The 18,708-nt window shown below is 71.6% G+C and carries 16 protein-coding genes; 15 read left to right on the forward strand and 1 reads right to left on the reverse strand.

The features are described from left to right. The first annotated feature begins 133 nt into the window (after positions 1-133). The 4 genes from ACTWPT_RS44095 to ACTWPT_RS44110 are packed head-to-tail and all read left to right on the forward strand — an operon-like array spanning position 134 to position 6,808. Positions 134-1,393 carry an aspartate aminotransferase family protein gene (locus tag ACTWPT_RS44095; protein ID WP_443183510.1) on the forward strand — a complete coding sequence of 420 codons (1,260 nt, stop codon included), beginning with the start codon at positions 134-136 and terminating at the stop codon, positions 1,391-1,393. After that, positions 1,390-4,359 (forward strand): FAD-binding and (Fe-S)-binding domain-containing protein, encoded by a 2,970-nt coding sequence (locus ACTWPT_RS44100; RefSeq protein WP_443183511.1) that lies wholly within the window; start codon positions 1,390-1,392, stop codon positions 4,357-4,359. Before ACTWPT_RS44095 ends, ACTWPT_RS44100 begins: the two co-directional genes overlap by 4 nt. Further along, a complete protein-coding gene (locus ACTWPT_RS44105) occupies positions 4,359-5,807 on the forward strand; it encodes an NAD-dependent succinate-semialdehyde dehydrogenase (protein ID WP_443183512.1) in 1,449 nt (482 codons plus the stop codon). The genes ACTWPT_RS44100 and ACTWPT_RS44105 overlap by 1 nt, the downstream gene beginning before the upstream one ends. Positions 5,808-5,812: 5 nt before the next feature. Further along, entirely contained in the window at positions 5,813-6,808 is a 996-nt protein-coding gene (locus tag ACTWPT_RS44110) for a D-2-hydroxyacid dehydrogenase (protein WP_443183513.1), read from the forward strand. Here the strand turns inward: ACTWPT_RS44110 and ACTWPT_RS44115 are convergent. Continuing rightward, positions 6,786-7,520 (reverse strand): IclR family transcriptional regulator, encoded by a 735-nt coding sequence (locus ACTWPT_RS44115; RefSeq protein WP_443183514.1) that lies wholly within the window; start codon positions 7,518-7,520, stop codon positions 6,786-6,788. The two genes, ACTWPT_RS44110 and ACTWPT_RS44115, sit on opposite strands and share 23 nt — an antisense overlap. Before the next feature lie 228 nt (positions 7,521-7,748). Between ACTWPT_RS44115 and solA the strand changes: the two genes are divergently transcribed. From solA to ACTWPT_RS44170, 11 genes are read left to right on the forward strand one after another with little or no spacing between them, the layout of a single operon-like run. Continuing rightward, positions 7,749-8,882 (forward strand): N-methyl-L-tryptophan oxidase, encoded by a 1,134-nt coding sequence (solA, locus tag ACTWPT_RS44120; RefSeq protein WP_443183515.1) that lies wholly within the window; start codon positions 7,749-7,751, stop codon positions 8,880-8,882. 12 nt (positions 8,883-8,894) lie between these two features. Then, positions 8,895-9,857, forward strand: coding sequence for a succinylglutamate desuccinylase/aspartoacylase family protein (locus tag ACTWPT_RS44125; RefSeq protein WP_443183516.1), 963 nt, complete (start codon positions 8,895-8,897; stop codon positions 9,855-9,857). Positions 9,858-9,903: 46 nt separating this feature from the next. Continuing rightward, positions 9,904-11,004, forward strand: coding sequence for an ABC transporter substrate-binding protein (locus ACTWPT_RS44130; RefSeq protein WP_443183517.1), 1,101 nt, complete (start codon positions 9,904-9,906; stop codon positions 11,002-11,004). Further along, a complete protein-coding gene (locus ACTWPT_RS44135) occupies positions 10,997-12,136 on the forward strand; it encodes an ABC transporter ATP-binding protein (protein ID WP_443183518.1) in 1,140 nt (379 codons plus the stop codon). Before ACTWPT_RS44130 ends, ACTWPT_RS44135 begins: the two co-directional genes overlap by 8 nt. A 3-nt stretch (positions 12,137-12,139) precedes the next feature. Further along, entirely contained in the window at positions 12,140-13,030 is an 891-nt protein-coding gene (locus ACTWPT_RS44140) for an ABC transporter permease (protein WP_443183519.1), read from the forward strand. Next, positions 13,027-13,893 carry an ABC transporter permease gene (locus tag ACTWPT_RS44145; RefSeq protein WP_443183520.1) on the forward strand — a complete coding sequence of 289 codons (867 nt, stop codon included), beginning with the start codon at positions 13,027-13,029 and terminating at the stop codon, positions 13,891-13,893. The genes ACTWPT_RS44140 and ACTWPT_RS44145 overlap by 4 nt, the downstream gene beginning before the upstream one ends. Further along, positions 13,890-15,266 carry an aminotransferase class III-fold pyridoxal phosphate-dependent enzyme gene (locus ACTWPT_RS44150; RefSeq protein ID WP_443183521.1) on the forward strand — a complete coding sequence of 459 codons (1,377 nt, stop codon included), beginning with the start codon at positions 13,890-13,892 and terminating at the stop codon, positions 15,264-15,266. Before ACTWPT_RS44145 ends, ACTWPT_RS44150 begins: the two co-directional genes overlap by 4 nt. Positions 15,267-15,272: 6 nt before the next feature. Continuing rightward, positions 15,273-16,229 (forward strand): succinylglutamate desuccinylase/aspartoacylase family protein, encoded by a 957-nt coding sequence (locus ACTWPT_RS44155; RefSeq protein WP_443183522.1) that lies wholly within the window; start codon positions 15,273-15,275, stop codon positions 16,227-16,229. Beyond that, a complete protein-coding gene (locus tag ACTWPT_RS44160; protein ID WP_443183523.1) occupies positions 16,226-17,683 on the forward strand; it encodes an aldehyde dehydrogenase family protein in 1,458 nt (485 codons plus the stop codon). The genes ACTWPT_RS44155 and ACTWPT_RS44160 overlap by 4 nt, the downstream gene beginning before the upstream one ends. Continuing rightward, the gene (locus tag ACTWPT_RS44165; RefSeq protein WP_443183524.1) at positions 17,680-18,015 is read left to right on the forward strand and encodes a hypothetical protein; all 336 of its coding nucleotides are present in this window, start codon (positions 17,680-17,682) and stop codon (positions 18,013-18,015) included. Before ACTWPT_RS44160 ends, ACTWPT_RS44165 begins: the two co-directional genes overlap by 4 nt. Positions 18,016-18,035: 20 nt before the next feature. Then, on the forward strand, positions 18,036-18,701 hold the full coding sequence (locus tag ACTWPT_RS44170; protein WP_443183525.1) for a haloacid dehalogenase type II: 666 nt from the start codon (positions 18,036-18,038) through the stop codon (positions 18,699-18,701). The last annotated feature ends 7 nt before the right edge of the window (positions 18,702-18,708 follow it).

Genomic DNA, 18,708 nt, shown 5'->3' on the forward strand with positions numbered 1-18,708 from the left:
TGCTGAAACGGCAGGTTGACACTTTGTCCAGAGAGGGGTCGCGGGGCGGACACATCATCCGTTGTTCGGCCATTGCGGCTCGGCGATGCTCGGATGCCAACGCGACCGACGACCAGCAGTCTGGGAGACGAGTATGACCAATCTGTCGCCGCACCTCCGCCAGGCGACCCCCGTGGTGGCGGTCCGCGGTGAGGGAGTCCACCTGTACGGTGAGGACGGCCGTCGCTACCTGGACTTCACCGCCGGCATCGGGGTCACCAGCACCGGCCACTGCCACCCCCGGGTCGTCGCCGCGGCCCAGGAACAGGTCGCCACGCTCATCCACGGTCAATACACGACCGTCATGCACCAGCCGCTCCAGCAGTTGGTCGCCGAACTGGGCAAAGTGCTCCCGGCAGGGCTGGACAGTCTGTTCTTCACCAACTCGGGCAGCGAGGCGGTGGAAGCAGCCCTGCGCCTGGCCCGCCAGGCGACCGGCCGGCCCAACATCGTGGTCTGTCACGGCGGCTTCCACGGCCGTACCGTGGCGGCCGCCTCCATGACCACCTCGGGCACCCGTTTCCGTTCGGGATTCGCGCCGCTGATGCCTGGCGTGGTGGTCACCCCGTTCCCTGCCGCATACAGGTACGGCTGGGACGAGGAGACCGCCACCCGCTTCGCGCTCCAGGAGCTCGACTACGTGCTGCAGACCATCTCCTCACCGGCCGACACCGCGGCGGTCGTCGTGGAGCCCGTGCTCGGCGAGGGCGGGTACGTGCCCGCGACCCGCGCCTTCATGGAAGGGCTGCGGGAACGGGCGGACCGGCACGGGTTCCTGCTCGTCATGGACGAGGTGCAGACGGGCGTGGGCCGCACCGGCCGGTTCTGGGGGCACGAGCACTTCGGCGTCGCCCCGGATATCCTGGTCACAGCCAAGGGCCTGGCCAGCGGCTTCCCGCTGTCCGGCATCGCGGCCTCCGAAGAGCTCATGAGCCGTGCCTGGCCGGGGTCGCAGGGCGGCACGTACGGCGCCAACGCCGTCGCCTGCGCGGCCGCCGTCGCCACTCTTCGCACGGTCCGCGAGGAACGCCTCGTGGAGAACGCCGAGGCCATGGGCAAGCGACTGCGCGCCGGGCTGGAGGAGGTGGCCGCCGAGCACTCCTGCATCGACGACGTGCGCGGGCTCGGCCTGATGCTGGCCGGCGAATTCGTCACCGAGGACGGCCGTCCCGCTCCCGAGATCGCCGCCCGCATCCAGCAGGCCGCCATCGAGGAAGGACTCTTGCTGCTCCTGTGCGGCGCCTGGAACAACGTCGTGCGCATGATCCCGGCGCTGGTCATCGACGAGGCGGGAGTGGACGAGGGACTCCGCGCCTGGAGCGCGGCGGTGCAGGCCGGAGTGTCCGGCAGATGACCGGCAGGCCCGGCGACGCCTCGCGCGTGTCCCACCGGCCCGCATCCGCCCGAGAGCTGCTGGATGTGCTCGGGCGGACCGTTCCCGGGCTGGACGTGGAGACGGACGTGGGCCGGCGCGCGCAGTACGCCTACGACGCCTCCAACTATCGGGTGCCGCCGCTGGCCGTCTCCTTCCCCCGGTCGGCCGGCGACGTGCGCGCCGTCGTCCGGGCCTGCCACGAACTCGGAATCCCCGTCACCGCACGCGGCGGCGGGACCAGCATGGCCGGCAACGCCGTCGGACCGGGCGTCGTACTGGACTTCTCCCGCCACATGCGCCGCGTCCTGGACCTCGACCCCCGCACGCGCACCGCCCGCGTGGAGGCCGGTGTCGTCCTGGACGACCTGCGCGCGCTGGCCGCACGCGAAGGGCTGACGTTCGGCCCCGACCCGTCCTCGCACAGCCGCTGCACCCTCGGCGGCATGATCGGCAACGACGCGTGCGGCAACCGGTCGGTCCGGCACGGACGCACGAGCGCGCACGTGGAGTCCCTGGAGATCGTGACGGCCGACGGCGTCGTGGCGTACGCCGAGCGCGGCGGGCTGCGTGCCGCCGACCCTGCCGACGGCGAGCGGATCGCGCGGCTGGAGAAGGACCTGCGGCGGCTCGTGGAGGAGAATCTCGCGCCGATCCGCACCGAGCTGGGCCGCATTCCGCGGCAGGTCTCCGGCTACCAGCTCCAGCACCTGCTGCCCGAACGCGGTTTCGACGTCGCCCGCGCTCTCGTCGGCACCGAGGGCACCTGCGTGCTGGTCACGGGGGCCACCGTGCGCCTGGTGCCGCAGCCTTCGGCCACCGCCCTGCTCGTGCTCGGCTACGACGACGTGGTCGCCGCCGCCGAGGACGTGCCGGAGATCCTGCACTGGTCGCCCACCGCTGTCGAAGGCATGGACGAGGCCATCGTCGCCACCATGCGCTCCCGCCGCGGCCCCGGCTCGGTCACCGGCCTGCCGGACGGGCGGGCCTGGCTGTACGTCGAACTGGACGGCGACGGCGGTGACGGCGGTGCGCCCGATGGGACGGCGGCGGTCGCGGCGCGGGCGCGCGACCTGCTCGGCGTACTGCGTTCGCGCGGGCGGCTGATGGCCGGTCGGGTGGTGGAGAGCGATGCCGAACGCAGGTCACTATGGCGGGTTCGCGAGGACGGCGCCGGTCTGGCCGCCCGCCTGGTGGACGGTGGCGAGTCGTGGCCGGGCTGGGAGGATGCGGCCGTCGAGCCGGCGAACCTCGCCGCCTACCTGCGAGACTTCCGCGCCCTGCTGGCGGCGCACAGGCTGGGCGGCGTGGTGTACGGGCACTTCGGAGCCGGCTGCGTCCACGTGCGCATCGACTTCGACTGGTCCACGGACGGCGGCAGGGCGGCGGCGCGGCGGTTCCTGCGCGAGGCGGCGACGCTGGTCACCGGGCACGGCGGAACTCTGTCGGGAGAGCACGGCGACGGCCGCGCCCGCAGCGAGCTGCTGGAAGTGATGTACGGGCGGCGCATGCTGGAGCTGTTCGCGGCCGTCAAGCAGGTCTTCGATCCGGAGGGGCTGCTCAACCCCGGCGTGATCGTCGCCCCGGCGCCGCTGGACGCCGACCTGGCGCTCGACACGCCGCCCGGCGCGCGGGCGTGGCCGACCCTGACGCTCTTCCCGCAGGACAGCGACGGTTTCGCCGGGGCGGTGCGCCGCTGCGTGGGCGTCGGCCGCTGCCGTTCCAATGCGGGCGGCGTCATGTGCCCCAGCTACCGCGCCACCCGGGACGAGCGCGACTCAACGCGTGGCAGGGCGCGCGTGCTGCAGGAGATGCTGCGTGGCGAGACCGTCACCGACGGCTGGCGTTCGCGGGAGGTACGTGACGCGCTCGACCTGTGCCTGTCGTGCAAGGCCTGCTCGACCGACTGCCCCACGGGCGTTGACATGGCCACTTACAAGGCGGAGTTCCTGCACCGGCACTACCGCGGCCGGCCGCGGCCCCGTGCTCACTACTCCCTGGGCTGGCTGCCTGCGGCCGCGCGTGTGGCCACCCTGGCGGCCGGGCCGGTCAACGCGCTGCTACGCGGCCCGGCCGGGCGGCTGCTAGCCCGGCTGGGCGGCATCGCGCCGCAGCGACGGCTGCCCGCGTTCGCCCCCCGGAAGGCCCTGCGCGCCGCCCTCGCCGCTACTCCCCCAGGCGCGCGGGAGCCCGAGGCGGTGTTGTTCATCGACAGTTTCACCGCGGCGTTCCGGCCAGGCGTGGCGGCGGCCACCTCCCGGGTTCTCGCCGCCGCCGGCGTGCCGGCCGCGCCACAAGCAGGTCTGTGCTGCGGGCTGACCTGGATCAGCACCGGCCAGCTGACCGTGGCGCGCCGCGTCATGGAGCGCACGGTCGCGCGGCTCGACGCGAGCTCCAGCGGTCCGCACGCGACGCTGCCGATCGTGGTGCCCGAGCCCAGCTGCGCGGCCGCACTCGCCCACGACCTCCCCAGGCTGCTCGGCACCGAGGCCGCCGAAAGGGTGGCGCGTCGGGTCCATACACTCACCGCTGCCCTGGACGGACTCGCCGCGGCCGGATGGGAGCCGCCCCCGCTGCCCGACCGGGTCGTCCTGCAGACCCATTGCCACGAATACGCCCAGTTCCCCGGGCACCGGCCGCGTGACCTGCTGCGCGGCCTCGGGGTACGGGAGGTCGCCGAGGCGGAGGGCTGCTGCGGCCTGGCGGGCAACTTCGGCTTCGAGGCCCAGCACTACGACACCTCCATGGCCGTCGCCGGCCTGGCCCTGCGCCCCAGGCTGGACGAAATGCGCGACGGGGTGGTTGTGGCCGACGGATTCGGCTGCGCCACCCAGGTCGAGCACCTCGGCGCGGACCGGGGCATCGCCGCCCTGCACCTGGCGGAACTGCTCGACCCGGCGCCCGAGACGCAGACAGACACAACAGCTGAACGAAAGGCAGGCTCATAATGTCCTCACCCATCGAACGGGTGCCGAAGCGGCTGTTCATCGCCGGCCAGTGGGCCGATGCCGCCTCCGGCGCCACCATGCCCGTCGACGACCCCGCCACCGGCCAGATCCTCTGCCACGTGGCCGACGCCGGCCCCGAGGACGGGCGGCGCGCCGAGGAGGCGGCGGTCGCCGCGCAAGAAGAATGGGCGCGCACCGCACCGCGCGCCCGCAGCGAGATCCTGCGCCGGGCGTACGAGATCATCATCTCTCGCACCGACGAGCTGGCCATGATCATGACCTCCGAGATGGGCAAGCCGCTCGCGGAGGCACGCGTCGAGGTGGCCTACGCGGCCGAGTTCTTCCGCTGGTTCTCCGAGGAGGCGGTACGGATCGAGGGGGCGTACGGCACGCTGCCCGACGGCCGCAACCGGATGCTGCTCTCACGGCGCCCGGTCGGGCCCTGCCTGCTGATCACCCCGTGGAACTTCCCGCTCGCCATGGGCACGCGCAAGATCGGCCCGGCCATCGCCGCAGGCTGCACGATGGTGCTCAAGCCGGCACCGCAGACGCCGCTGTCGAGCCTGGCGCTGGCCGCCATCCTGCGGGAGGCCGGCCTGCCCGACGGCGTGCTGAACGTCGTCACCACCTCCCACGCCGGCGAGCTGATCAAGCCGATGCTGCGCCGCGGGCACATCCGCAAGCTGTCCTTCACCGGATCCACACAGGTGGGGCGCACGCTGCTGGCCCAGTGCGCCGACACCGTCGTGCGCACCTCCATGGAACTGGGCGGCAACGCGCCGTTCATCGTCTTCGACGACGCCGACCTGGACACCGCCGTGAACAGCGCGATGGTGGCGAAGATGCGCAACATGGGCGAGGCGTGCACCGCCGCCAACCGCTTCTTCGTGCACACCTCCGTCGCGGACGAGTTCGCGGTACGGCTCGCCGAGCGCATGGGGTCGCTGGTCGTGGGGCCGGGCACAGAGCCCGGTGTCGACGTCGGCCCGCTCATCGACCAGGCGGGCCGGGCCAAGGTCGCCGACCTGGTCGCCGATGCCGTCGAACGCGGCGCGAAGGTGCTGATCGGTGGCGAGACCCCGGCCGGTCCCGGCTGCTTCTACCCACCCACCGTCCTCACCGGCGTCGACCCGGGCTCCAGGCTCACGAGCACGGAGATCTTCGGGCCGGTGGCGGCCGTACTGACGTTCGACGACGAGGACGAGGTCGTACGGGCCGCCAACGACACCGAGTGGGGGCTGGTCGCTTACGTGTTCACCCGGGACCTGAGCCGTGCGTTGCGCGTCGGAGATCGGCTGGAGGTGGGCATGGTCGGCCTCAACACCGGCCTGGTGTCCAATCCGGCGGCGCCCTTCGGCGGTGTCAAGCAGTCGGGGCTGGGCCGGGAGGGCGGCCGGGTCGGCATCGAGGAGTTCCTCGATTACAAGTACCTGGCCGTGCCGGTATGACCGCCATGGGCCGTCCTCTCCTGGTCGCCCTGCACGACGGCACGCCGCTGCCGCACCCGGAACGCGTCGAAGCGCTCGCCGACGTCCGCCACGTCGGCGAGGACGGTCTGGCCGACGCCCTGCCGGGCGCGGACGTGCTGCTTGTGGGCGGCGCCGGGTTCACCGGCATCGTGCGGGCCTGGCCGGCGGACCCGGCGCTCGCGCCAAGCTGGGTCCATGTGGCCGCCACCGGCGTGGAGCACGTGCTGTTCGACGCGCTGGTACGCGATTCCGGGCTCACCCTGAGCAACTCGCGCGGCATTTACGACGAGGCGATCGCCGAGTACGTCCTCGGCCTGATCCTCGCCCTCGCCAAGGACCTACCGGGCACCCTCGCCCACCAGCGGCGGCGCGAGTGGCGATGGCGGGAGAGCGAGCGGATCGGCGGCCGGTCCGCCCTCGTGGCAGGCACGGGGCCGATCGGCCGGGCCATCGCCCGCCAGCTGCGCGCCGCCGGCATGCGGGTCAGCGGCGCGGGCCGTACCGGGCGATCCGATGATCCCGACTTCGGCACCGTGTACGGCGGCGGCGAGTTGCTCGCAGCACTCAGTGAGGCCGACTACATCGTGCTGGCCGCGCCCCTCACCCCGCAGACGCGCGAAATGATCGACGAGAGGGCGCTGCAGGCCATGAAACCCACCGCCCGGCTCGTCAACGTGGGCCGCGGCGGGCTGGTCGTACAGGACGCCCTCGTGGACGCGCTGCGCCGCGGGCGGCTCGCCGGGGCGGCGCTGGACGTCTTCGAGGAGGAACCCCTGCCGGACGATTCGCCGCTCTGGGACCTGCCCGGAGTGATCGTCTCGCCGCACATGGCGGGCGACGTGCACGGCTGGCGGGAGGCGCAGGCCGAGCTGTTCCTCGACAACCTGCGCCGTTACCTCGCCGGCCGGCCGCTGCGCAACGTCGTGGACAAGGAACGGGGGTACGTCAGTGGCCGAGTCAGCCGAGCCGGCGGGCCGTGATCTCCGCTGCCGTCTCGGAGACCAGGCGGCCCAGCTCGGGCAGCCGCTCCGGGGCGAAGCGCGAGTCCGGCATGGACACCGCCACCGCGGCGAGCGGCGTGCCGTCCGCCTCCAGAATGGGCGCCGCGACCGCGCAGACGTCCGCCCGGTACTGGTTGCGGTTCACCGCGTACCCGTCACGCCGCACCTGCCCGAGCTCGGCGCGCAGCTCGTCGGGATCGGTCACGGTCGTCGGGCTGTAGCTCTCCAGTCCGCGCGCGACTAATTCGTTGACCTCGCCCGCGCTCAGATGAGCGAGCACCGCACGGCCGGCCGCGGTGGCATGCAACGGAGAGGTGTCCCCGATCTGGTGAAAGGTGCGCACCGCCCGGTCGCTGTCGACCCGGTCCACCACGACCATGCACTGCAGCCCGTCCGGCACCGCGAGGTGGATCGTCTCGTTGACCACGTCACGCAGCCGCACCATGGGCTCGCGCGCGGCGGCGAACAGGCTGGCGCCCTGGAGCGCGGCCGGGCGGACCGCCAGCACCCGCGCGCCGATCTCCCACCGGGTCGTGTCACCCCGGCTGGCCCGCAGCCATCCGGCCTCGTGCAACGTCACCAGCGTGCGCTGCACCGTCGACTTGGGGATACCGAAGTGCTTGGCCAGCTCGCCCACGGTCACCGGCTGCTGCTGCGCGACGGCCTCCAGGATCCGGAGGCTGCGCGTCACGCTCTTCATCTCCACAAGATCTCCCCAGGTAAATAGCTGGTAACCACCGGTACACACCCTCTTGACGGGAAAGTCACCCTGTCCCAATAATGCCAAATAGTAGCACGGCGTTCCACAATGTGGCACGGCCAGGACGGGCTCGCCACACGGAGCGGGCCGTTCCCCGAATCCAAATCCATCACCGGAGCGCCGGTCAATGGCCGGTGTCCCTCCCGAAAGGAATCCCCTGTGGCAGCCAGGAAGCGTGTCGCGGTCGTCGGCGTCGGGACGATGGGCAGCCAGGCCGCCTGGCGGCTGGCCGCCCGCGGAGCCGAGGTCGTCGGGTTCGACCGTTTCGCCCCCGGCCACGACCGCAGCGCCGCGGGCGGCGAGACGCGGATCTTCCGCAGCGCCCACTTCGAGGACTCCCGGTACGTGCCGCTGCTGCGGCACGCCGACGGCCTGTGGGAGCAGCTCCAGCAGGAGACCGATCGCGAGCTGCGCCGCCTGACCGGCTGCCTCCTCATGGGGCCCGTCGAGGAGCGGCAGATGCGCACCGTGCTGGAGTCGATCGCCGAGCACGATCTCGACCACGAGGTGCTGGACGCCGAGGCCCTGGCCAAGCGGTTCCCGCAGTACCGCATCGAGGAGGGCGACGCCGCCGTCCTGGACCGTCACGCCGGTTTCCTGCGCCCGGAGCTGACCGTCCTGTCGGCCGCCCGCCGCGCTGAAGAGCTGGGCGCCGAGATTCACCGCTACACTCCCGTCCGGGAGATCGCCCCCTCCGGCGACGGGGTGATGATCAGCACCGACGCCGGGAGCGAGCGCTTCGACGCGGCGGTGGTGACCGTCGGCCCGTGGGTCAACGACCTGCTGCCGGATCTGCCGTGGGAGGTCGACGTCCGGCGGGTGATCAGCGCCTGGTTCGTGCCGGTCGGCGACACCTGGGCCGGCGAGGAGCGGCCGGCGTTCATCCGCACCGCGCCCGTCCACTGCTACGGCCTACCCTCGCCCGACGGAGTCACGGTGAAGATGGGCCTGTCGCGGCAGCTGCACCGGCCGGTGGCCGACCCCAACAGCCTCGACCGCACGGTGCAGCCGGAGGAGCTGGACGTCTTCACCGAGCTGCTGCGGCGCCACCTGCCCGGCCTGCTCCCCGACCCGGTGCGGCTGTCGGTCTTCATGGAGGGCTACACCGAGAGCAGCCGGCCCCTCGTCGGCCCGCTGCCCGGCGCCGAGAACGCGATCCTGCTGGCCGGGTTCTCGGGCCACGGCTTCAAGCTGTCGCCCGCCATGGGTGACATCGCCGCCGACCTGGCGCTCGACGGCCACACCGACCAGCCCATCGAGTTCATGACGACGCTCGGCCGCACGGCCGCCTGAATGAGGTATGAGATGACCTGGACCATCGCCACCCTGACCGCCGAACCCGGCGCCAAGACCAGCGGCACCGTTACCGTGGACCTCGGCACGACCACCGCCGACGTCCCGCTGATCCTCATCCACGGCTCCCGTCCCGGCCCCACCGTGGTCATCACCGGCGGGGTCCACGGCGGCGAGTTCGCCGGAATCAGCGCCGCCGCTCAGCTCGCGGCCCGGTTGCAGCCCGACGACGTGCTCGGCCGGATCGCGATCTGCCCCGTCTCCAACCCGCCCGCCGCCTACGGGGGCCGCCTCAACGTCTCGCCGCTCGACGGCGTCAACATCAACCGGGTTTTCCCCGGCGACCCCGCCGGCGGGCCGACAGAGCGGATGGCCGCCTGGCTGTTCGAGCACCTCATCCCCGGTGCCGACGCCTACGCCGACCTGCACAGCGGCGGCATCGACCAGACCCTGCTCGACTTCGTCGGCTACCGTCTCACCGGCGACGCCGTCCTCGACGCCAAGTCCCGGGCGATGGCCCACGCCGTCGGCTACGAGTACGTGGTGTTCGGCCGCTCCGCCGACGGCGGCAACAGCCACGCCGCCGCCAACCGCCTCGGCATCCCCGCCGTCCTCATCGAGACCGGCCAGCGCGGCGACCGCGACCCGGCTACCGTGCGGACCCTGCTGGACGCCCTGCACCGGCTGCTGCAGCACCTCGGCGCACTCGACGACCCCGCGCCCGCACCGGCGGCCACGCCCTCACCCGAGTGGGAGTGGACGGGGTTCGTGGACTCGCCCGCCACCGGCCTGTGGTATCCGGACGCCGCCACCGGCGACGAGGTCACCGAAGGGCAGACCATCGGCCGGATCATCGACCCCCTCGGCGGCGAACACAAGGTCACCGCCACGGCCACCGGAACGATCCTCTACGGCATGAACGGCCTCACCGTCGTCCCCGGCACCGAGCTGGCGGCCATCGCTGTCCTCGCCTGACCACTCCCCGAACCGCGACCATCCCCCATCCCCCGGAGGTACCGCCATGACAAATTCACCGATCGGAAGGCGGGCGCTGTTGCGCGGGGCCGTCGCGCTGGCCGCCCTGCCGGCGCTCGCCGCCTGCGGTACCGGCACCAGCCGCTCCACTGGTGCCAGCGTCTCCACCGGCTCGAGCGCCAAGACGGTGGCCGTCCGCAACAGTGGCGGGGCCTACGGCGAGGCCCTCAAGAAGGCGATCTACGACCCGTTCACCAAGGAGACCGGCATCACCGTCCAGGTCGCCAACCTCGACGGCGCCCAGGTCCTGGCCCAGATCAATCAGGGTCGCCCCCAGGTCGACCTCATCGACAACTCGATGATGGACCACGCCAAGTTCGTCCGCGAGAACGGCCTGGAGAAGCTGGACCTCGACCGGATCAAGAACCTCAAGATCGCCAAGCTGCCCGAGAACCAGATCACCGAGTACGCCGTCGCCAACAGCTTCTACGCCCAGTGCATGGCGTACCGCACCGACGCCTTCGACGGCCGTAAGCCGGAGTCCTGGGCCGACTTCTGGGACGCCAAGGCTTTCCAGGGCGGCCGCTCGATGTGCAACCCGGACGCCGACCTGCCCGAGCTGGAGTTCGCGCTGCTGGCCGACGGCGTCCCGATGGACCAGCTGTACCCGCTCGACGTGGACCGCGCCTTCAAGGCGCTGGACCGGATCAGGTCCGACGTCAAGAAGTACTGGGACAGCGGCCCGCTCCCCGGCATGCTGCTCACCCGCCAGGAGGTGACCATGACCACCGTCTGGCACGGCCGCCTCGCCGACCTGCTCAAGCAGGGCGTCCCGGTCGCGGCCCAGCTCAACGGCGCCCGCCGCCAGCTCCAGGGCTACGCCATCGCCAAGGGCGCGGCCAACCTGGACACCGCCTACCAGCTCTTCGACTACTCGATGAGTCCCGACGTCCAGGCCCGCCTGGCCATGACGTACCCGACGAACCCGTCTTCCCCCGCGGCCTACGACAAGATCAGCGAGGAGGTCCGCAACGGCCTCGCCGGTGCGCCGCAGTACTACGACAAGGGCTTCGACGCGGACATCGACTGGTGGCTCAAGAACGAAGCCGCCATCAGCAAGCGCTGGCTGGAGTGGGCTCGTGACTGAGTTCGGGGTAGCCGGACCGTCCGTCGAGGTGGCCGGCTCCAAGACGGCCACCTCGACCGGCAAAGCGCTGTCAGTCGTGGCCCTGCGCAAGACGTACGGGGACGTCGTCGCCGTCGACGAGGCGTCCATGGAGATCACGGCCGGGGAGTTCGTCACCTTCCTCGGCGCCTCTGGGTCGGGTAAGACCACGACCCTGATGATGATCGCCGGTTTCTGCGAGCCGGATTCCGGCACCATCACCGTCGGGGGCCGCGACGTGACCCGGCTGGCCCCGCAGAAGCGGAACCTCGGTTTCGTGTTCCAGCAGTACCTGCTCTTCCCGCACATGACCGTCGGCGAGAACGTCGCGTTCCCGCTGCAGCTGCGTGGCGTGCCGAAGGGCGAGATCCGCAGGCGGGTCGGGGAGACGCTGGAGATCGCGGGCCTGTCCGGGTTCGGCGGCCGCAAGCCGCGCGAGCTGTCCGGTGGTCAGCAGCAGCGCGTCGCTCTGTGCCGGGCGCTGGTCTACCGGCCGCCGGTCATCCTGATGGACGAGCCGCTGGGCGCGCTGGACAAGAAGCTGCGCGACCAGCTCCAGGTGGAGATCAAGACCATCCAGCAGGAACTCGGTCTGACCGTCATCTATGTGACGCACGATCAGGAAGAAGCGCTGGTCATGTCGGATCGCATCGCGGTGATGCGCAACGGCCTGATCGAGCAGTTCGACACGCCCCGGGAGCTGTTCGAGCGGCCGAGGACCCCCTTCGTCGCCGACTTCCTGGGCGCGGCCAACTTCCTGCCCGGCCGCGTGGAACAGCAGACCGACGCGCACACCATGGTCCGCCTGGACCGGAGCGGGGGCCTGCTCAAGACACGGCGCCACGAGCTGGCCACCGGTGTCCCGGTCAAGGTCGCCGTCCAGCCGGGTCGGCTGCGGGTGTGCGCACCGGATGACGGCTTCTGCACCGGCACGGTGGAGAGCGCGACGTACGTGGGCAGTGTGGTGCGTGCCGGTGTGCGGGTCGACGGCGGCGACTCCCCGCTGTTGCGCCTGGAGGTACCGGCCGGCCGCGGACCCGTCACCGGCGAGCGGGTCGGGATCAGCGCAGATCCCGACGACGTCAACCTCTTCCCCGGCGAACAGGACGGGTGAGCCATGGCCGCCACCCTCGCCGGCGCCCCCGCCCGCCCCCGCCGGCTGCTGGCCTCCCGCAGGAACCGGATCGGCATCCTCTACGCCCTGCCGGCCGTGGTCTACCTGCTGGCGCTGTTCGTCTACCCGATCTTCAGCACGCTGCTGCTCAGTGTGAAGGACCGCGACGGGGCCCTGACGCTGAACTGGTACGTCGACGCGCTGACAGGCGTGAACCTGTCCGTGCTGTTCACCACGCTGCGGATCTCCGCCGAGACGGCGCTGTTCAGCCTCGTCATCGGATTCCTCCTGGCGAACGCGATCTCCCGGCTGAAGCCCCTACTGGCCGGACTCGCCATGCTGATCGTCGTCGTCCCGCACTTCATCAGCGCCCTGGTGCGCACCTACGGCTGGATCATCATGCTCGGCGACAAGGGCCTGGTGAACCAGGTGCTTGTCAGCCTGGGGGTCCCCGGGGCGCCGTACCAGCTGCTCTACAACGAGATCGGCGTGGTCATCGGCACTACTGCGGTGATGCTGCCGTACACCGTGCTGTTGCTGTACGGCGTGATGCGCGGCGTGGACCGCAGGCTGCTCGCCGCCGCGGCCAGCATGGGGGCCGGCCGCCTGGTCATCTTCCGCCGGGTCTACCTCCCGCTGGTCGCTCCCGGACTGGCCACGGCCGGACTGCTCAGCTTCATCCTCTCGCTCGGCTACTACATCACCCCGGCCCTGATGGGCAGCCCCAACCAGACGATGATCGCCACCCTCATCAACCAGCAAGTGATGAAGGAGAACCGGTGGAACGGGGCGGCCGCCGAGGGCGTCATCCTGCTGCTGCTGACCTTCGCGGGGCTGCTTCTGGTCAAGCTCGTCAGCTCCCTCGGCGAGGCGAAGAAGAGGAGCGCGTCATGATCGGACTGCGTAGCACCCTCACCGGGCGGATCGCGCTGACCGCGGCTGCCACCGTGATCCTGCTGTTCCTGGCGCTGCCGATCGTCGTGATCGTCGTCACCTCGTTCAGTAAGAGCGCCTTCGCATCGTTCCCGCCGGACTCCTGGTCGCTCGGCTGGTACCAGGCGCTGTTCGCCGACGGCAGCAAATGGCCGGGCGCGCTGTCGCTGAGCGCCTTCATCGCCTCGATCAGCACCGTGTTCTCGCTGATCATCGGTGTGACCGCGGCGACCGCGCTGACCCGCAGCGAACTGCCGCTGCGCTCCGCGGTCTACGCCCTGGTCCTGGGGCCGCTGGTCATCCCGCACATCGTCACCGCCCTGGGCCTGTTCCTGCTCTTCGAGCCCGCCTCGATGCTGGGCAGCCCGCTCGCGATCGCCCTGGGGCACACCGTGATGGCCTCGCCGATCGCGGTGCTGATCCTCGTCGCGACGCTGCGCGGGATCGATGAACGCCTGGAGGACGCCGCGGCGAGCATGGGAGCGGGCCGCATGACGATCGCTCGGCGGATCACCTTCCCCCTGGCCGCGCCGGGGATGGTCGCGGCGGCGATCTTCTCTTTCATCACCAGTTTCGATGATTTCTACGTCTCCCAGTTCCTGTCTTCCGTCGGCACCCTCACCCTGCCGGTGCAGATCTACAACTCCCTGATGTTCGACATCGATCCCAGCGTGACCGCGGTCAGCGCGCTGCTGATCGCCTTCGCGATCCTCGCCCTCGTGCTGGTCGGGCTGGTGCGCTGGCTCGGCTCCGGCAGGCAGAACGCCCTGCTGTCGGTCGAAACCGCCACGGCCCTCGGTGCTCCGGGCAAGGAGGCGCTGTGAACGCCACTCAGGCAGCGGAGCGTCACCTGCTGCTCAACATGACCGCGAACGGCTCGTTCGGCGAGGGCGGCAAGGAGCTGTTCGTCGTGACCCGTGGCGACGGCCCCTACGTGTATGACTCGGCCGGCACCCGCTACATCGACGGCATGTCCGGGCTCTACTGCGCCCAGCTCGGCTACGGCTACGCCGGCGAGATCGCCGAGGCGGCCGAGCGGCAGCTGCGCGAGCTGTGCTACAGCCCCCTGTGGACCGCCTCCGCGCACCCGGCGGCCCTGGAACTGGCCAGGCGGCTCGCCGGCCTCGCCCCTGACGGGATGGAGCACACGTTCTTCAGCAGCGGCGGCGCCGAAGCCGTCGAGACCGCCTGGAAGATCGTGCGCCGCTACCACGTGTTGCGTGGCGAGCCCGGCCGGACCAAGGCGCTGGCCAGGCGCGGCGCCTACCACGGGCTCACCCTGGGCGCCCTGTCGTTCACCGACCACCCCGAGCTCAAGGAGCCGTACGGTCCCCCCGCCGTGCCGACCACGTTCGTCGCCAACACCAACCGTGCCCTGTTGCCGGAGCCGCTGGACGACGCCGCGTTCACCGCCCACCTGCTGGCGGACGCCGAGGCCGCGATCCTGGGGGCGGGCCCGGAGAACGTCGCGATGTTCATCGCCGAGCCGGTGCAGAACCGCGGCGGCTGCATCCCCCCGCCCGCGGGCTACTGGGAGGGGCTGCGCCGCCTGGCCGACCGGTACGGGTTCCTGCTCGTCGCCGACGAGGTCATCACCGGGTTCGGCCGGCTCGGCGAGTGGTTCGGCGGCGACCGCTACGGCGCCCGGCCCGACCTGATCACCCTGGCCAAGGGCATTACGGCCGGCTACGCCCCGATGGGCGCCACCATGGTCAGCGCCCGCGTCGCCGAGGTGCTGAACCGGCCGGGCGAGGTGCTCAATCACGGCTACACCTTCTCCGGGCACCCGCTGTGCGCCGCCATCGCGCTGCGCGCCCTCGACATCATGGAACGCGACCGGGTGCTGGACAACGTCCGCGCCCACGAGGAGCACCTGGCCAAGCGCATGATCGCGCTCGGCGCCCTGCCGATCGTCGCCGACGTGCGCGGCGCAGGCTACTTCTACGCCGTCGAGCTGGCCGGCGAGCGCGAGGACGGCGCATTCGGCGAGGCGGCGCGGGCGGCGCTCATCCACGACCTCATCCCACGCCGGCTGCGCGAGGCAGGCTTGCTGGCCCGCGTCTACGACCGGGCCGCCCCGCTGGTTCAGATCGCCCCACCGCTGATCGCCGAAGCCGGCCTGCTCGACCTGATCGCCGACATCATCGCCGCCACGCTCGACGAGGCGTCGCACCGGCTCATTTCCTTCGAAAGGTAGAAACCAGTGACATACACCATCGGCCCGGTGAGCTGCGCCCCCGGAGAGCGCGTCCAGGGCCTCATCCCCGTCGGCGTCAGCACGTACGGCGTCGACCTGGGCATCCCGCTGATCGTGGTCAACGGCGCCGAGCCCGGTCCGGTCCTGTGCGTGGACGGCGGCGTGCACGGCGACGAATACGACGGCATGGAGGCCGTCCGCCGCGTCCTCGACGAGACCGACCCGGCCACGCTGCGCGGCACGCTCGTCGGCATCCCCTGCGTGAACACCCCCGCCTTCGAGGCCGCCGCTCGCACCAGCGGCCTGGACCACGCCAACCTCAACCGCATCTTCCCCGGCGACCCCGACGGCTCCTACTCGCTCCGGCTGGCCGCCACGTTCGTCGAGCAGGTCATCCCGGCCGTGGACGCCCTGGTCGACCTGCACACCGGCGGCGCGTACGGCGAGATCGCACCGCTCACCATCGTCCAGGGCGGCTATGAGGAGCTGGCCACCGGCATCGGCCTGGCCGCCGGCCACCCGCTGATCTGGAAGGGCGGCAAGTGGGGCGGCACCGCCCGCCTGTCCGCACTGCAGGCCGGCAAGCCTGCCATCACCGTCGAGGCCGGCGGCGGCACCTACCGTGAGGAGACGGTCGCCCTGCACGTGCGCTCCGTCCGCAACATCATGCGGCACCTCGGCATGATCGACGGCGCGGCGGAGCTGCTCGGCTCGTACACGGAGGTCAGCGGCACCTTCGCCCGCTCGGCCGCAGGCGGCTTCTTCCTCGGCCACGCCGACCCCAGCGAGGAGTGCAAGCAGGGTGACCTCATCGGCCGCGTCGTCGACCACTACGGCGCCACCCTGGAGGAGATCCGCGCCCCGCAGGACGGCATCGTGCTGTGGGTGCGCCGCATCCGCACCGTCCGCACCGGCGACGAGGTCGTCATCTTCGGCGCGGTCGAAGGGGAGATCCGGCCGTGACCAGCCATTCCGTGCGCGAGCTGCTCATCGACGGCAAGAGGGTCCCCGCCCGTGACGGGGCCACCTTCACCGTCGTCGACCCGGCCCGCGGCACCCCCATCGCCGAGGTGTCCCGCGGTGGCCCCGCCGACATCGACAGCGCGGTCGCCGCCGCCGGCGCCGCGCTCGTCTCGCCCGGCTGGGCGTGCCTGCGGCCGGCCGAGCGGGGGCGGCTGCTCACCCGCATCGCCCAGGAGATCCGCCGCCAGGCCGGCGACCTGGCCGAGCTGGAGAGCCTGGACGTGGGCAAGCCACTGCGCCAGGCCCGCGCCGACGTCGAGGCGGCGGCCCGCTACTTCGAGTTCTACGCCGGCATCGCCGACAAGCTCGGCGGCGCCACGATTCCGCTCGGCCGCGGCCTGCTCGACTACACCGTCCGCGAGCCGATCGGCGTGTCGGGGCAGATCATCCCGTTCAACTACCCGCTGCAGAACACCGCCCGCGGCGCGGCCCCCGCCCTCGCCGCCGGCTGCACCGTCGTGCTCAAGCCGTCACCGGAGGCGCCGCTGACGCCGCTGGAGATCGGGCGGATCGCGCTGGAGTGCGGGCTGCCGCCCGGGGTGCTCAACGTGGTGCCAGGAGACGGCGCGACCGGCGCGGCCCTGGCCGGCCATCCCGGAATCGACCAGGTGACGTTCACCGGCTCGGTACCGACCGGGATCAAGGTCGCGCAGGCCGCCGCCGCGAACGTGGTGCCGTCGGTCGTGGAGCTGGGCGGCAAGTCGCCCGCCATCGTCTTCGCCGACGCGGACTTCGACCAGGCGCTCGCCGGCGTGGCGGCCTCGGCGTTCGGCAACGCCGGGCAGACGTGCTCCGCCGGCACCCGACTGCTGCTGCAGCGCGGCGCCGAGGAGTTCCTCGATCGGCTCGTCGCGCACGCAGCCTCCCTGCGGCTCGGGCCGGGCCTGGACGACCCCGACATGGGGCCGCTGGTGTCGGCGCGGCAACGCGACCGCGTGGAGACGTACCTGGAGCTGGCCCGTCAGGAGAGCGCCACCATCCGCACTGGCGGCGGACGGCCCGCGGACCCGGCGCTCGCCGACGGGTACTTCATCGAGCCGACCGTGCTGGCTGGGCTCACCAACGCCGCGCGGTGTGCGCGGGAGGAGATCTTCGGGCCCGTCCTGACGGTCATCGAGTTCGGCGACGCCGAAGAAGCCCTGGACATCGCCAACGACAGCCCGTACGGACTGTCGTCGTACGTGTGGACCCGCGACATGACCACCGCGATGCGGCTGGCCGAGGGCATCAGGGCCGGCCAGGTGTACGTCAACGCCACCGGCGTCGGCACCGGCGTCGAGCTGCCGTTCGGCGGCTACAAGCACAGTGGGTGGGGCCGCGAGAAGGGCCTGGAGGCGCTGAACGGCTACACCCAGCTCAAGAACGTCTGCCTCGGCTTCGGGACGCCTCGATGAGCGGCATGCGTTACCGCAGGCTCGGCGGCGACGGCGCGTACGGCGGCGGCGACAGCCAGCGCCCGCTCGGAGCCGCGCTCAAGGGGCACAGGGACGAGGCCAACGGCCTGCTCAGCGGCAAGTACCGGCGCGGCGAGCCGCCGCCTCCCGGCAGCAGGCTGCAGGTCGCCGTCGGCGGCCTGGCGGCGCTGCCCCAGGTCGGCTCCGTCATCTGCGGGGCGATGACCCCGCAGCAGGTCACCGCCAACGCGGCGGCGGCCGGCTGGACCCCGGACGCGGCCGACCTGGCCGCGCTCGATCACATCGTGCCGCCCGGCGAACGGGTGGTCTGAACACCATGAGGTTGAACGACATGCGACAGGTAGTCACCTTCGACGCCTACGGAACCCTGATCGACTTCCAGCTCGGGCCCACCACGCTCAAAGTCCTCGCCGACCGGCTGGACCTCGACGGGCTCAACGTGGAGGAGTTCCTCGACGACTTCCGCGTCATGCGCTTCCAGGCCGTGCTGGAGGCGTACCGCCCCTACCACGAGGTGCTGCACTCCAGCCTGCGCAACGCCATGCGCCTGCACGGCCTCGACTACCGCACCTCCGACGGCGACGCCCTGGTCGAGGCGGTGCCCACGTTCGGCCCGCACCCGGAGGTGCCGGACGCGCTGCGGGCGCTCAAGAGCAAGTACGAGATCGCGATCATCTCCAACTCCGACGACGACCTCATCAAGCACAACGTCGCCAACATCGGCGTGGAGTTCGACTATGTCATCACCGCCGAGCAGGCCAGGGCGTACAAGCCGGACCGCCAGGCCTTTGAGCACGCCTTCAAGGTCATGGACGTCGAGCCGTCCCAGGTGATCCACACCGCCCAGGGCTGGGAGTACGACCACATCCCCACCCGCGACCTCGGCCTCGAGCGGCGCGTGTGGATCAACCGCTACCGCCGCCCCGGCAGCTCCGACTACCAGCCCTACGACGAGCTGAACGACCTGTCGGGCCTGCCCGCACTGCTCGGCTGCTGAGAACGGA

Source organism: Nonomuraea sp. 3N208 (genome assembly GCF_052245935.1).
Taxonomy (GTDB): domain Bacteria; phylum Actinomycetota; class Actinomycetes; order Streptosporangiales; family Streptosporangiaceae; genus Nonomuraea.

Excerpts from the sequence above, each read along its gene's own strand:
- ACTWPT_RS44110 (WP_443183513.1), top strand. The coding sequence starts at position 5,813 with ATGGGCCGTCCTCTCCTGGTCGCCCTGCACGACGGCACGCCGCTGCCG.
- ACTWPT_RS44170 (WP_443183525.1), top strand. The coding sequence starts at position 18,036 with ATGCGACAGGTAGTCACCTTCGACGCCTACGGAACCCTGATCGACTTC.
- ACTWPT_RS44100 (WP_443183511.1), top strand. The coding sequence starts at position 1,390 with ATGACCGGCAGGCCCGGCGACGCCTCGCGCGTGTCCCACCGGCCCGCA.
- ACTWPT_RS44130 (WP_443183517.1), top strand. The coding sequence starts at position 9,904 with ATGACAAATTCACCGATCGGAAGGCGGGCGCTGTTGCGCGGGGCCGTC.
- ACTWPT_RS44125 (WP_443183516.1), top strand. The coding sequence starts at position 8,895 with ATGACCTGGACCATCGCCACCCTGACCGCCGAACCCGGCGCCAAGACC.
- ACTWPT_RS44095 (WP_443183510.1), top strand. The coding sequence starts at position 134 with ATGACCAATCTGTCGCCGCACCTCCGCCAGGCGACCCCCGTGGTGGCG.
- ACTWPT_RS44145 (WP_443183520.1), top strand. The coding sequence starts at position 13,027 with ATGATCGGACTGCGTAGCACCCTCACCGGGCGGATCGCGCTGACCGCG.
- ACTWPT_RS44105 (WP_443183512.1), top strand. The coding sequence starts at position 4,359 with ATGTCCTCACCCATCGAACGGGTGCCGAAGCGGCTGTTCATCGCCGGC.
- ACTWPT_RS44165 (WP_443183524.1), top strand. The coding sequence starts at position 17,680 with ATGAGCGGCATGCGTTACCGCAGGCTCGGCGGCGACGGCGCGTACGGC.
- ACTWPT_RS44140 (WP_443183519.1), top strand. The coding sequence starts at position 12,140 with ATGGCCGCCACCCTCGCCGGCGCCCCCGCCCGCCCCCGCCGGCTGCTG.